Genomic DNA, 12621 nt, shown 5'->3' with positions numbered 1-12621 from the left:
ACCATGGCGACCAAAAAATCCATCGACGTCCCCATCCACACCGTGCGCGATCAGCGCGTGGTGCTCGATCCCGATCTGGCGGCGCTTTATGGCGTCAGCACCGGGCGCTTTAATGAAGCTGTGAAACGCAACTTGAAGCGATTTCCCGAAGACTTCTCGTTTCAACTTACACCTGAAGAGAGGCTGGTTTTGATATCGCAAATTGCGATATCAAAGACCGAAGGTCGGGGTGGTCGGACAAAACCACCGCGAACCTTCACCGAACACGGTGCCCTCATGGCCGCCTCCGTCTTGAACAGTGCTCGTGCCATTTCCATGAGCATCTATGTGATTCGTGCCTTCGTCGAAATCCGCGAAAAACTGGCCGCAAACGCCGCCATTTTGAAGCGTCTGGCGGAGATCGATCACACCCTGCTCATCCACGACGCCTCCCTGCGGGACATCTACAAGAAGCTCATGCCGCTTTTCACCCCACTGCCAGTAACTCCACGCAAGCAGATCGGCTTCCATCCCTGAACACGCTGCAAACTTGGTATCACAATCTGTGATATCAAAACCCACTTCCCTATGAACCCCATCACGCACGACACCCTCCAGCTCAAAACGCGCCGCCAGTTCCTTGGCAATGCGGGGCAGTTCAGCCTCGGCGCCATCGCCATGCATGCGATGCAGCAGAAGGCGGGAGCCAGTTCAGCAGCGGCCAATCCGCTCGCGCCGAAGAAGTCGCAGTTTGCGCCGAAGGCCAAGCGGGTGATCTACCTGCACATGTCGGGCGCGCCGCCGCACCTCGATCTATTTGATTACAAACCGGAGCTGGTCAAGCGCAGCGGGCAGGACTGTCCGGACTCGATTCTTAAAGGCCGGCGCTTTGCCTTCACCACGGGGGTGCCCAAGCTGATGGGCACACCGCGTACCTTTGCGCGCTATGGCAAAGGCGGTATCACCATGAGCGATGCCTGCCCGAACTTCCACACCATCGCTGATGAGATGTGCATGATCCGCTCGATGAACACGGATCAGTTCAATCACGCGCCAGCGGAGCTGCTGCTGTTCACTGGTCATGCGCGGCAGGGCCGGCCCTCCATGGGTTCGTGGGCCACGTATGGTCTCGGCACGGAAAATCAGGATCTGCCTGGCTTCGTCGCCCTCATCTCCAGCGGCACACAGCCCAGCGGCGGTCAGGGCTGCTGGGGCAGCGGCTTCATCCCCAGTGTGTATCAAGGCGTGCAGTGCCGCAGCAAGGGAGATCCCGTCCTTTTTGTGAGTGATCCCGCCGGGATGAACCGCGCCATGCGCCGCAAGACGCTCGACGCTCTGCAGGATCTCAATCAGCAGCAGGTCGCCGAATTCGGCCATCCCGAGACCGTCACGCGCATGGCGCAGTATGAGCTCGCCTTTCGCATGCAGACCAGCGTGCCCGAGGTCATGGACATCTCCAAGGAGCCGGCGCACGTCCTCGAAGACTACGGCGCGAAACCCGGCGAAGCCAGCTTTGCCAACAACTGCTTGCTCGCGCGGCGGCTCATTGAAAAGGGCGTGCGCTTTGTGAATCTCTTCGACTGGGGCTGGGACTTTCACGGCACCAGTGAAGGCAGCGGCATCACCACCGGCCTCACCGCGAAAATGGCCGCCACTGACAAGCCCGTGGCCGCACTGATCAAGGACCTCAAACAACGTGGGCTGCTAGATGACACCCTCGTCATTTGGGGCGGTGAATTCGGCCGCACGCCCTTCCGCGAAGGTCGCACGGCTGCCAGCAAGGTGCTGGGCCGCGATCACTACCCCGACTGCTTCTCACTCTTCATGGCCGGAGGCGGCGTGAAGGGCGGCTTCGAGTACGGCAGCACCGACGAGCTTGGGTTCAGCGTCGCTGAAAACAAAGTCCATGTGCACGACTTCCAGGCGACTGTGATGCATCTGCTTGGCTTTGATCACGAGCGTCTGACGTATCGTTTCCAAGGTCGAGACTACCGCCTCACCGACATCCATGGGCATGTGGTGAAGGATCTGCTGGTGTGATGAGCAGCGGTAATCTGTGACGATCTTTCGAAGGTGCTGCGGTTGATGGCTTGCATGGACTGGCTGCGCCTGCTCTTCTCCCGCATGACAGGCCCATCCCAGGATCCGGATTCCACCCGCGAACGCATCTGGCGCATCATCTTCCTTTCCGATACGAAGGCGGGCCGTGTTTTCGATGTTCTGCTGCTTTGGCTGATCGGCCTGAGTGTTTTGACGATCATGCTGGAGAGCGTTGACTCGCTGCGGGTGCAACACGGCTCGTTGTTCAACACACTGGAATGGGTGTTCACCGGGTTGTTCACGCTGGAGTACCTGACGCGCCTGTGGGTGGTGCGGAAGCGAGGGACCTACGCGCGAAGTTTCTTCGGCATTGTTGATTTGATGTCGATTCTGCCAGCTTACATCTCGCTGCTGCTGCCGGGTTCGCACTACCTTACGACGGTGCGGGTCCTGCGACTCATGCGGATGTTCCGTGTGCTGAAGATGGTCGAGTACATCGGCGAGGCGGGCGTACTCATGAACGCGCTGAGCGCCAGCCGGCGCAAGATCCTCATCTTCTTCTCCGCCGTGCTCTCACTCGTGTGCGTGGAAGGCACAATCGTGTATGTGATCGAACACGATGCCAATCCCGGCTACGCGAACATCCCGCAGTCGATTTACTGGGCCATCGTCACCATCACCACGGTCGGCTACGGTGACGTCGCGCCGGTCACCGTGCTGGGAAAAATGATGGCGTCTGTGATCATGCTCACCGGCTTCGCCATCATCGCCGTGCCCACGGGCATCGTGACCTCCGAGATTAGCCGCGAGCTGAAAGGCTCCCGCGTCCGCCGCCGGTGCAAGGAGTGCGGTTGGGAAGACCATGACTCCCGTGCGCGGCACTGTCAGCAGTGCGGCGTGGCGCTGGAGTAGTCATCATTCGGAAGCTGTCCATCAGGCTGCTTTTTCGATTCTTCAGGTTCATTCGTGAGCCAACCCCAGCTCGTGAAAGACCTGCTGACCTAAAGAACGAGGCGCTGCCTTGGCTAACGCCGCCGCCGCACCGCCGCAGCCAGGGCTGCGATGGCAATGAGGAATGCGCCCCCCGGTTCAGGCACGGGATTGGCCGCAATGACGGACTGGATGGCCGATGCGTTGGCGCTGATGTCCGACAGAAAAAACGTGGAGGCTCCAGTCACCGGAATCCAGGTGCCGCCGCTGGTTTGCTGGTAGTAGCCCGTCATGTCGTAAAGGGCTGCCGTAAACGGATTCGATCCCGTCGGGCTGGCAGAGTAGGGCCCGCTCTGGACGGCATAGTTGATGCCCGCAAGCTGCCAGACCCCGCCGACGTCCACAAAAGCTGCGCCACCTGAGTCTCCCTCCGACAGCGTGATGTCGTTGGACGAGCCGAAACTCGCGGAGAGCAATGTGCCCGAAAGCCCCAGTGCCGCTCCATTCACCGATCCGGTAAAAGTGTTCTGCCCCCAGCGCGCAACATGATCCCCCGACCCCCAAAGCCATCCGTGGGTGATGGTCCCCAGCGAACTGGTCACGGCCGCGCCCTGCTGGGTCCCGCGCCCGATGTCCACGAACCCGAGGGTCTTCGAGGCTCCCGTGTATAGCGGGGCATAGGTGGAGAAGATGCCGCCGGTGACTTGGAAAATGTTCAGGTCCGTGCCGGGAATGTTGTAGTAACCCACACCGCCATTGAAACCGGTGTCGATATTGTAGGAGACCGAGGTCGTGCCACTGAAGGTCGTGTCATAGTTGAACGTGCTGGATGCCACGCCGATGTGGGCCGCCGTGATGAACAGGTTCGGCGAAATCATGGTACCGAGGTAGATGCCGAAGTAGCCCTCATACTGCCAGCCGGAATCCGCCGGGGGAGCCGTCGTGTTATACGTCGGCGTTTCCGAATCATAAAAAATCACCCCAGCCGCCGGTGTGACCCAAAGCAGACAGAAAGGTAAAAGATGGCGGAGGCGCAACATGCGGAGACTCCGTAAGATACACAATTTATGTAAATTACTAAAATTATAAATAGTAAAAAGCCGTTCCTTACCTCTGCACCGCAGGCGTCTGCGCCAAGCAACCCGTTTACTGAGGAGTTGGGGCACCCTTGTGGCTCCGCAACTAGCCTGCTTTCACTACCCCCCCTGCACCGGCGGCATGATGGCGACTTCGCCCCCATCGTGCAGCGGCTCGTCGCGCTTCACGTAGGTTTGGTCGAGGGCCAGCAGCAGGCTGTTCTGCCAGTCGCGCAATTTCGGCCAGCGGTACTCGATTTGAGTGAGCAAGTCGTCCATGGTGGCTCCCGCAGGCAGTTCGAGGGTGATCTCGTCCGTGCCAGTGATGTCCCGGAGGACGGAGAAGAACAGCACGCGCAGCTTCATGACGGTGAGTTCGGGTTCAGGATGCCGATGCAGGGCAGATTGCGGAAGCGGCCCATGTAATCCATGCCGTAGCCCACGACGAATTCGTCGTCGATCTCGAAGCCCGCGTCATCCAGCGGCACCTCGCGGAGGCGCTGGCGGCGTTTGCTGAGCAGGACGCAGGTGCGCAGCGAGGCTGGCTGCAGGGTGAGGAGGTGCTCGGAGATGGCACTGAGGGTGAGGCCGGTGTCGAGGATGTCATCGAGTAGAAGCACGTCCTGATCACGCAGGTCGAAATCGGCGGGCCAGTTTACCTTGACTTCGCCGGTGGTGGAGGTGCCGCCTTGATAACTGCTGGCGCTCAGGGTGTGGAGGCGCACGGGCAGTTCGAGTTTGCGGAGCAGATCGGCCACAAAAAACAGTCCGCCGTCCATCAGCGCCACGACGGTGACGACTCGGCCTGCGAGTTCCGCATTCAGCCGCGCAGCCATGGCGTCCACGCGCGCGCTGATTTGCGCTGGCGTGAGCAGGACGCGTTCGAGATCTTGGATGACGCCGGTGACGGAGGAGGGCATGGAACAAAAGTATGCGTAAAGGCCAAAGCTGGCGTAGCGCAGGCTGCACGACACGCGTTTCTTGTAACCTGAATGAACCCGACTGACAAACCGAACCTGCCAGACCTGCGCGTGAGTTACGACCAGGGCGAACTCGACGAAAACAGCGCCCCGGCCGATCCCGTGGAGCTGTTCACCCTGTGGATCAACGACGCCCTCGCGCACAAGCTGCCGGAGCCCAATGCCATGAGCCTGGCCACGAACGGCCTCGATGGCACCCCGACTGTGCGCACGGTGCTGCTCAAGGGCATCGACGAGCGCGGCTTTCATTTCTACACGAACTACGAGAGCCGGAAGGGCCACGAGATCGAGGCGGACGCACGGGCGGCTGCCTGCTTCCTCTGGGCGGGTCGTCATCATCAGGTGTGCATCAAGGGCGCGATTTCCAAGCTGGAGCGTGCGGATGCGGAGAAGTATTTCGCCAGTCGGCCTTACGGACATCAGATCGGTGCCTGGGCTTCGGCGCAGAGCGTGGAGATCCCCGGACGTGAGTGGCTGGAGGAGCGCGATGCCGAACTGAAGGCGCAGTACCCTGAGGGGCAGGTTCCTTGTCCGCCGCATTGGGGGGGCTACACGCTGCTTGCGGGAGAGATCGAGTTTTGGCAGGGCCGCGTCAGCCGCCTGCATGACCGCATCCGCTACCGCAGGGAGCATGGGGTGTGGGTGAAGATGCGGCTGAGTCCATAAGGTAAAGTAGCCATCTCGCTCCGCGAGATGAGCGCAGCGCCTTCGCAATCTCCTGGGTTCTCCCTTTCTAAAAGAAAACTCAACACTCTCCTTGCCTTTCATTATTTTCAGTTTTTAATGAAAGTGTGAGCAAAGAACTACCAGAATGGGAAAAAGCCCGCGAGGAATTCGTGGTGCAGTGGGGTTCGCTCGGCACGCAATGGGGCATCCCCCGCACCATGGCCCAGATTCACGCTCTGCTCATGACCGCCCCGGAGCCGATGTGCACGGACGATGTCATGGAGCGGCTCGAAATCAGTCGTGGCAATGCGCACACCAATTTGAAAGACCTCGTCGGCTGGAACCTCGTGCGCATCATCACCAAGAAGGGGGATCGCAAGGAGTACTTTGAGGCCGAAAAGGACGTCTGGAAGATTTTCATCACCATCTCGAAGGAGCGCAAACGCCGCGAGATCGAGCCCGCCATCAATCTGCTGCGCGACTGCGCCGCCCGCACGAAGGACGAAGCCGTGGGCCCAGGCAAGGACTTCCACCAGCAGATGCAGGACCTCGACGAATTCCTCAGCTTCGGTGTCAAAGTCGCCGACACCGTGATCTCCATGAAGCACGCCTCCGCACTCCAGTGGGCCATGCGCCTCCTCGGCTGATCTTTTCATGCTTATATGTTTCACAAATAACTGAAAATTCAGAATATACTACCGCCATGAACACCGCTCCACTCCAAGTCCGCCGCATGCGCCCGGCTTGTGATGAGACGAATCCGCTGGAAGGCGAGATCGTCTGGAGTCAGGTGAAATCGCTGTGGTTCACCACGCATCTGGGCATCGCGCTTATGGGTGGCTGGCTAACCATCAGCACGGGGGCTGTGTTGATGTCAGGCGCCTTCACGGTGCTCACCTTGTGCCTTGGCCATACGGTGGGTCTGCATCGTCTGCTGATTCACCGCAGCTTCAACTGTCCGCGCTGGCTGGAGCATCTGCTGGTGCATCTAGGCACCGTCGTTGGCATGGGCGGGCCCTTTGCCATGCTCTATCTGCATGACATTCGCGACTGGGCGCAGCGGCAACCGGCCTGCCATCTGTTCTACATCGACCAACGGCCCATTTGGCGTGATGCTCTCTGGCAGCTCCACTGCAAGCTGCGCCTGAAGCATCCGCCGCAGTTTGAGATCGAGCGTGAGGTGCGTGAGGACCGCTTTTACCAGATGCTGGAGCGTACCTGGATGCTGCAGCAGGGGCCCTATGCGGTGTTGTTTTATCTGATCGGCGGCATCGGCTGGGTCGTGTGGGGCATTTCGGTGCGCATTGTGGTTTCGCTGATCGGTCACTGGCTCATCGGCTACTTCGCGCACAACACCGGCCAGCGTGACTGGCATCTGCAAGGGCATGCGGTGCAGGGCTACAACATCCCGCACCTCGGGCTGATCACCATGGGCGAATGCTGGCACAACAACCATCATGCCTTTCCCGAATCCGCACGCCTGGGACTCACGCAGGCCCAGCCAGACCCCGGCTGGTGGGCGCTGCGTATGCTGAATTTCCTCGGCCTGATCACCCAAGTGAAACTGCCCGCCGACATGCCGGCGCGGTCAGAACTCATTCCCCTCAACACAAACCCAAACCACACACCCATATGAACGAGACCGTCATCAGCTACACCCTCTATCTCATCCTTGCCGTCAGCATGACGGTCTGGGTGGCTCGCACTCTTCACAAAAGCGGCCGCATCTTCCTCGTCGATTGCTTCCACGGAAACACGGAACTCGCCGACAGCGTCAATCACCTGCTCGTCGTCGGCTTCTATCTTGTGAACATCGGCTTCGTCTCGCTGTATCTCAAAACCACTGAGGAGATCGCCGGGGCACGCGGCGTGTTCGAGTTGCTCAGCGGCAAGATGGGCGTCGTGCTCCTCATGCTCGGCGGCATGCACTTCATCAATCTCTACGTCTTCACCCGCATGCGCCGCCGCGCCACGCTGGCCAACCTGCCACCACCCGTGCCGCCGATGCATCGCGTCAGCAAAGCGCATGATATTCTCGACACCCTGTGAAAACGTTTCTGCGCAAACTGAAGCTCTCGTTCCTCGCGATGTTGTGCGGCTGGATTGCGTGCAACATTGCTTGGTGGGTAGCAATGCTTGCCGAGGTTCATTTCGACGAAATTCGGATTCAGGATGATGTCATGAAAGTACTCTTCCTTGGCGCGGCTACTGGCATCGTAATACTCGCCGCTTGGCTTGTGATCTTCCTGCCCGTTGACCTGCTGATACCCGATCATTCCAAGCTGCGCAGGCCCTGGCCCGCTTCGATTTGTGGATTATTGGCCGGGAGCAGTGTGATGGTCATCATATGGGGGACTGCCTTTTTTCGCGAAGGTTCAGCAATGAACAGTTCTGAACTTTTCACTTGGCAAGCCTTCTTCCTGATGAGCAGTCCTGGCATCACTGGAATGGTGGCGGCCTATGTCAGGTCGAGAGATCGCAAACTCTTGCTGAATTAGTCATGAACACGCTCACCATCTTCTACGATGCCCGCTGCGGCCTGTGCTCGCGCTTCCGTCGCTGGATGCTCGAACAGGCCGCCTATGTGAGGCTGGAGTTTCTGTCTTATGATTCGGTGCAGGCACTCCAACGCTGCCCGGATCTACCCAACCTGCGCGCCGATCAGGAAATCGTCGTTATGGGCGATGACGGCTCGCTCTGGCAGGGCGCGGGAGCTTGGGTGACGTGCTTGTGGGCGCTGCGCGAGTATCGCGAATGGTCGCTGCGCTTCGCCAGTCCGCCGATGCAGCAGATCGCCCGCCGCATGGTGCATTGGATTTCCAGCAACCGCATTGGCCTTTCCCACCTGCTGCGCTTGCGCAGTGATGACGCGCTGCGGGCGCAGATCACGGAGACAGTCTGTGAGAATGGGTCGTGTGCGGTTGAAACACGAAACGAGGCTTGAAGGAAGGCCGCGGTCTGCGCTGTAATGGCGGCATGTCATTCATCCGCTACTTCCTCACAGCATGCATCCTAGCTGCCAGCCTTCCTGCAGCCGAGGATAAAATGCGCCTCGTGCGAGAGACAGAAGCACTGACGCCGGAGCAGGAGCGTGCGGGGCTGCATGTGCCGCGGGGTTTCACTGTGCAGCTCTTTGCCAGCGAGCCAATGATCAACAAGCCGATCAACATGGCCTTCGATGCACGGGGTCGCCTGTGGGTGGCATCGACGGTCGAGTATCCCTACTCCGCCGACAAAAGCCGCTGGGCCGATGAGAAGGGCACGCATGTCAAAGACAGCCGCGATGCGATCAAAATCCTCGAAGACACCGATGGCGACGGCAAGGCCGACAAAGTCACCGATTTCGCCGGCGGCCTGAACATCCCCACCGGCGTTCTCCCCTGGCACAAGCCGGAGCACAAGTCCGGCTGCATCGCCTGGAGCATCCCCAACATCTGGTACTTCGCTGACACGGATGGCGACGACAAAGCCGACCACCGCGAGATTCTCTTCGGCCCGCTCGGTTATGAAAAGGACACGCACGGCATGTGCAGCAGCTTCCGCCTCGGACTCGACGGCTGGGTGTACGCCACGCACGGCTTCAATAACACCAGCCACTTCAAGGCCAAAGATGGCAGCACGCTGGATCTCCACAGCGGCAACGTCTTCCGTTTCAAACCCGACGGTTCGCGCATCGAGCAATGGACCAGCGGCCAGGTCAATCCCTTCGGCCTCTGCTGGGATCGCTTTGGCAATCTCTACAGCGCCGACTGCCACAGCTCGCCCATCTATCAGCTCATTCGCGGCGCCTGCTACCCCAGCTTCGGCAAACCCGACGACGGCCTCGGCTTCGCCCCGGTCATGTGCCAGCACAGCCACGGCTCCACCGGCATCTGCGGCATCGTTTACCTAGATGGCGGAGTCTGGGGCCCCGAGTGGGACGACCACACCCTAGTCGGCAATTGTGTCACCTCCCGCGTGAACCACGACAAGGTCACCTTCACTGGCTCCACGCCGATGGCGAATGAACAGCCCGACTTCATCACCAGCGATGATCCTTGGTTCCGCCCCGTCGATCTCCAGCTCGGCCCCGACAACGCCCTCTACATCGCCGACTTCTACAACAAAATCATCGGCCACTACGAGGTGCCGCTGGATCATCCTGGCAGAGATAAAGAACGCGGAAGAATCTGGCGCGTGGTGAAGACGGGTAAAGATACCAAGCGGACTGACCTCACAAACGCTAGTCTGTCCGAATTATACAAGCAGCTCGATTCTCCGAATCTGACAGTTCGGCACAACACGGTCCCTGTTCTTGTAGAACGCCTGATTGAGCTGCCTGAAGAACAGGCCGTTCAATCCTTGCAGAAAAACTGCCAGTCCGCTTTTCAAAAAGCGTACGCAATCTGGGCCACGCATCAGGTTTGGCTGCGCAATGGACGCTCATTGTCGTTCATGGGTAACAACACTGACGACTTTGTGGATGTGCATTTGCTGCTTCGCGAATCCGAGGGGCCGATTCCAGAATGGCGGCTTGCGGTTCTCTACACCTTGTCCTGCCTGGCGCCGGATAATCAGCGGTTTATTCCCAGAACCCAGCTTGCCGCCACCTGGGCTCTGACGAACTGCCTTCCTGATGCTCGTTCCAATGCAGCAGGTGTCATGATAACCATGCTGCAACATGTGCCCGCCGCCGACTTGACACTCAGGCAGGCGTTAAGAATCGCGTCACGCAAGTTGCTCTCTGATCCAGCGGTTTTTATGAAGGCGGTTACAGAGCGGTCGAGTGCTCCTTCAACCAACCCCGAGGAAAAAGCAGAAATGCAGACCTATGAGCGCGATTTTAGGGAGGTTGCCCTATCTCTAAAATCAGCTGCATCGAGTGAATGGTTATTGAAGCAACTTACACCTCTGTCTGAATCGCCTCCCGACTTGATGAAGTGCCTCTCTCAGATCGCGAAATATGGCAATCCTGAAATTCTGCAGCGCGCAGTTGAAACTGCCCGACATCTGACCAAAAGCAATTTCAAGCAGCAAACAGACGCACTGTATGAAATCCACAACGGCCTCAGCGAGCGCGGTGACCCCGCCAATCCCGAGTTGCTGAAATGGGCGCAACAGCTCGCCACGCAGTTCCTCGATTCCGCACAGCAGCAAGCCTACCCCGCCTGGACTTCCTCAGGCGATGCTCAATGGTCGCTCCAGCCGCGCAAATGCACCGATGGTACCGAGACGCAGGTGCTGCAGAGCATGGCCAAAGGCGGTGGCGATGAAGAAAAACGCAGCGGCATTTTGAAATCCAAAGACTTCGCTGCGCCAGCCAAACTCATCGTGTGGATCAACGGCCATCGCGGACAACCCACCAGCAAGGCTCACGACAAAAACCTCGTGCGCGTGGTGCACACACAAAGCGGCACCACACTTGCCAGCGCCTTCCCGCCGCGCAGCGATGTCTGCCAGCGTACCGAGTTGGACCTCTCCAAACACACCGGCAAATCCGTGCGCCTTGAGATCGTCGATGGCGATGACGGCAAAGCCTACGCCTGGCTCGGCATCACCCGCATCGAGCCCGCCGTCGTCAGCGTGAACGATTTCCAGAGCGAGGACAGCACCCGCCGCGCCCTCAAAACACTCGCCATGCTGCTGCAGCACACCGCACCCGCCGCGTTGCGTGAGAAATTGGCCCCCTATCTCCCCGCCCGCCCCGCACCGCCACCGCTGCCCGTTTCACCCGAACAGCGCAAGCAACTCGATGCCTTGATCGCCACCCGCTCGGCCGCGTTTGCGAAGGCGGAGCCAGATCTGGCCGCAGGCAAGACCGTGTTCACCACGAACTGCGCGGTGTGCCACCAAATCCGTGGCGCAGGTGGATTGATCGGCCCGCAGCTCGATGGCATCGGCGCACGCGGCGCAGAACGCTTGAGCGAAGACATCCTCGATCCGAACCGCAACGTGGACGCCCATTTCCATCTCCACACGCTGACGCTAAAAGATGCCTCCACGCTGAGCGGCTTCCTCAAAGGCGAAGCAGGCCAGGTCTTGATCCTCGCCGATGCCGCCGGACAGGAGCACCGCATTTCCAAGAATGATCTCGCCAAGGATGAAACGACACCCATGTCCCTCATGCCTCCCATCTTTGGCCAGACGCTGGATGAGGCGACGTTTGTCAATCTCCTCGGCTATTTGATGAATGAGAAGGCGGGGAAGTGATAGGAAGCCACTGAACCAATCCATGCACCTCCTCTGTTCCATGAGACCTCTGGTTATCATCGCAATACTTCTCGGGGCCGCTGTGGCTGCTGAGGTGTTGAAGCCGCACCCGAAGGCGGTGCCCAACATTCATCCTCTTGGCGAGGTTGACCGTCCAGAAATGGTCAAATTCATTGTGGCAGATGCGGTATCACTGCCAGGCATCGTGGTCGATGAAATGGATGCTGAGTTGGTCGGCGAGTGGCAGTACTCCACGCACACGCCGCCGTATGTGGGGCTGGGTTACCTGCATGACATGAAGGCAGGGAAGGGGAGCAAGTCGGTGACCTTCACGCCCATGCTCCCGAAGACGGGCTGGTATGAGGTGCGGCTGGCGCATTGCTACAATGTTCGGCGTTCGACGAAGGTCCCGGTGACGATTCATCATGCCGATGGCGATGCGAAGGTCATCATCAATCAACAGCAGGAGCCCGAGCATGGCAGACTGTTCCGCACCCTCGGCACCTTTCGTTTTGAAGCAGGCCGCACCGGGTGGGTGCAGGTATCGAATGAAGGCACGGAACCTGACAAGGTCGTGATCGCTGATGCGGTGCAGTTCCTGCCGGTGGCAAAGTAGCCTTGTTTGCTTTGCAACAATGGGCCGCTCCGCAGCGCCCACACCTTACGGTTTGCCATTACGACGCTCTTCCCAGTTCCGCAGGAACTGGGCTAGTGTGCTTGGCATGAACATGAACTAATCAGATGAAAGGAGCTGATCGGAA

General features: G+C 59.3%; 14 protein-coding genes. 11 read left to right on the top strand and 3 right to left on the bottom strand.

Going from position 1 to position 12621, the window contains the following annotated elements; all coding sequences use genetic code 11:
- The first annotated feature begins 3 nt into the window (after nt 1-3).
- From PSV43_RS11505 to PSV43_RS11495, 3 genes are all read left to right on the top strand, one after another.
- A complete protein-coding gene (locus PSV43_RS11505; RefSeq protein ID WP_300196902.1) occupies nt 4-516 on the top strand; it encodes an ORF6N domain-containing protein in 513 nt (170 codons plus the stop codon).
- Between the two features lie 51 nt (nt 517-567).
- On the top strand, nt 568-2019 hold the full coding sequence (locus PSV43_RS11500) for a DUF1501 domain-containing protein (RefSeq protein WP_300196900.1): 1452 nt from the start codon (nt 568-570) through the stop codon (nt 2017-2019).
- A gap of 84 nt (nt 2020-2103) precedes the next feature.
- Entirely contained in the window at nt 2104-2931 is an 828-nt protein-coding gene (locus tag PSV43_RS11495) for an ion transporter (protein WP_300196898.1), read from the top strand.
- 113 nt (nt 2932-3044) lie between these two features.
- Here the strand turns inward: PSV43_RS11495 and PSV43_RS11490 are convergent, their stop codons facing one another.
- The 3 genes from PSV43_RS11490 to hpt all read right to left on the bottom strand — a co-directional run bounded on the left by PSV43_RS11490 (nt 3045) and on the right by hpt (nt 4945).
- Entirely contained in the window at nt 3045-3989 is a 945-nt protein-coding gene (locus tag PSV43_RS11490; protein WP_300196897.1) for a PEP-CTERM sorting domain-containing protein, read from the bottom strand.
- Between the two features lie 156 nt (nt 3990-4145).
- The gene (locus PSV43_RS11485; protein WP_300196895.1) at nt 4146-4391 is read right to left on the bottom strand and encodes a MoaD/ThiS family protein; all 246 of its coding nucleotides are present in this window, start codon (nt 4389-4391) and stop codon (nt 4146-4148) included.
- On the bottom strand, nt 4388-4945 hold the full coding sequence (gene hpt / locus PSV43_RS11480) for a hypoxanthine phosphoribosyltransferase (protein WP_300196893.1): 558 nt from the start codon (nt 4943-4945) through the stop codon (nt 4388-4390). The genes PSV43_RS11485 and hpt overlap by 4 nt, the downstream gene beginning before the upstream one ends.
- A gap of 72 nt (nt 4946-5017) precedes the next feature.
- Between hpt and pdxH the strand changes: the two genes are divergently transcribed.
- The 8 genes from pdxH (at nt 5018) to PSV43_RS11440 (ending at nt 12476) form a co-directional block, all read left to right on the top strand.
- A complete protein-coding gene (gene pdxH, locus PSV43_RS11475) occupies nt 5018-5671 on the top strand; it encodes a pyridoxamine 5'-phosphate oxidase (RefSeq protein WP_300196891.1) in 654 nt (217 codons plus the stop codon).
- A gap of 125 nt (nt 5672-5796) precedes the next feature.
- Entirely contained in the window at nt 5797-6318 is a 522-nt protein-coding gene (locus tag PSV43_RS11470) for a transcriptional regulator (protein ID WP_300196889.1), read from the top strand.
- 56 nt (nt 6319-6374) lie between these two features.
- Nucleotides 6375-7307 (top strand): acyl-CoA desaturase, encoded by a 933-nt coding sequence (locus PSV43_RS11465; protein ID WP_300196887.1) that lies wholly within the window; start codon nt 6375-6377, stop codon nt 7305-7307.
- On the top strand, nt 7304-7720 hold the full coding sequence (locus PSV43_RS11460) for a hypothetical protein (protein ID WP_300196885.1): 417 nt from the start codon (nt 7304-7306) through the stop codon (nt 7718-7720). Before PSV43_RS11465 ends, PSV43_RS11460 begins: the two co-directional genes overlap by 4 nt.
- Nucleotides 7717-8169, top strand: a complete 453-nt coding sequence (locus PSV43_RS11455; protein WP_300196882.1) for a hypothetical protein — start codon at nt 7717-7719, stop codon at nt 8167-8169. The genes PSV43_RS11460 and PSV43_RS11455 overlap by 4 nt, the downstream gene beginning before the upstream one ends.
- 2 nt (nt 8170-8171) lie before the next feature.
- Nucleotides 8172-8615, top strand: a complete 444-nt coding sequence (locus tag PSV43_RS11450) for a DUF393 domain-containing protein (protein ID WP_300196880.1) — start codon at nt 8172-8174, stop codon at nt 8613-8615.
- A gap of 32 nt (nt 8616-8647) precedes the next feature.
- Nucleotides 8648-11860, top strand: a complete 3213-nt coding sequence (locus tag PSV43_RS11445) for a PVC-type heme-binding CxxCH protein (RefSeq protein WP_300196879.1) — start codon at nt 8648-8650, stop codon at nt 11858-11860.
- 40 nt (nt 11861-11900) lie between these two features.
- The gene (locus tag PSV43_RS11440; RefSeq protein WP_300196877.1) at nt 11901-12476 is read left to right on the top strand and encodes a xanthan lyase; all 576 of its coding nucleotides are present in this window, start codon (nt 11901-11903) and stop codon (nt 12474-12476) included.
- The last annotated feature ends 145 nt before the right edge of the window (nt 12477-12621 follow it).

Source organism: Prosthecobacter sp., assembly GCF_029946185.1.
GTDB lineage: Bacteria > Verrucomicrobiota > Verrucomicrobiia > Verrucomicrobiales > Verrucomicrobiaceae > Prosthecobacter.
The sequence above is the reverse complement of the archived record's forward strand: the minus strand, read 5'-3'. Positions and strand labels throughout refer to the sequence as shown.

What these genes read in the sequence shown, in the direction of transcription:
- PSV43_RS11505 (WP_300196902.1), top strand. Translation starts at nt 4, where the DNA reads ATGGCGACCAAAAAATCCATCGACGTCCCCATCCACACCGTGCGCGAT.
- PSV43_RS11500 (WP_300196900.1), top strand. Translation starts at nt 568, where the DNA reads ATGAACCCCATCACGCACGACACCCTCCAGCTCAAAACGCGCCGCCAG.
- PSV43_RS11495 (WP_300196898.1), top strand. Translation starts at nt 2,104, where the DNA reads ATGACAGGCCCATCCCAGGATCCGGATTCCACCCGCGAACGCATCTGG.
- PSV43_RS11490 (WP_300196897.1), bottom strand. Translation starts at nt 3,989, where the DNA reads ATGTTGCGCCTCCGCCATCTTTTACCTTTCTGTCTGCTTTGGGTCACA.
- PSV43_RS11485 (WP_300196895.1), bottom strand. Translation starts at nt 4,391, where the DNA reads ATGAAGCTGCGCGTGCTGTTCTTCTCCGTCCTCCGGGACATCACTGGC.
- hpt (WP_300196893.1), bottom strand. Translation starts at nt 4,945, where the DNA reads ATGCCCTCCTCCGTCACCGGCGTCATCCAAGATCTCGAACGCGTCCTG.
- pdxH (WP_300196891.1), top strand. Translation starts at nt 5,018, where the DNA reads ATGAACCCGACTGACAAACCGAACCTGCCAGACCTGCGCGTGAGTTAC.
- PSV43_RS11465 (WP_300196887.1), top strand. Translation starts at nt 6,375, where the DNA reads ATGAACACCGCTCCACTCCAAGTCCGCCGCATGCGCCCGGCTTGTGAT.
- PSV43_RS11460 (WP_300196885.1), top strand. Translation starts at nt 7,304, where the DNA reads ATGAACGAGACCGTCATCAGCTACACCCTCTATCTCATCCTTGCCGTC.
- PSV43_RS11450 (WP_300196880.1), top strand. Translation starts at nt 8,172, where the DNA reads ATGAACACGCTCACCATCTTCTACGATGCCCGCTGCGGCCTGTGCTCG.
- PSV43_RS11445 (WP_300196879.1), top strand. Translation starts at nt 8,648, where the DNA reads ATGTCATTCATCCGCTACTTCCTCACAGCATGCATCCTAGCTGCCAGC.
- PSV43_RS11440 (WP_300196877.1), top strand. Translation starts at nt 11,901, where the DNA reads ATGAGACCTCTGGTTATCATCGCAATACTTCTCGGGGCCGCTGTGGCT.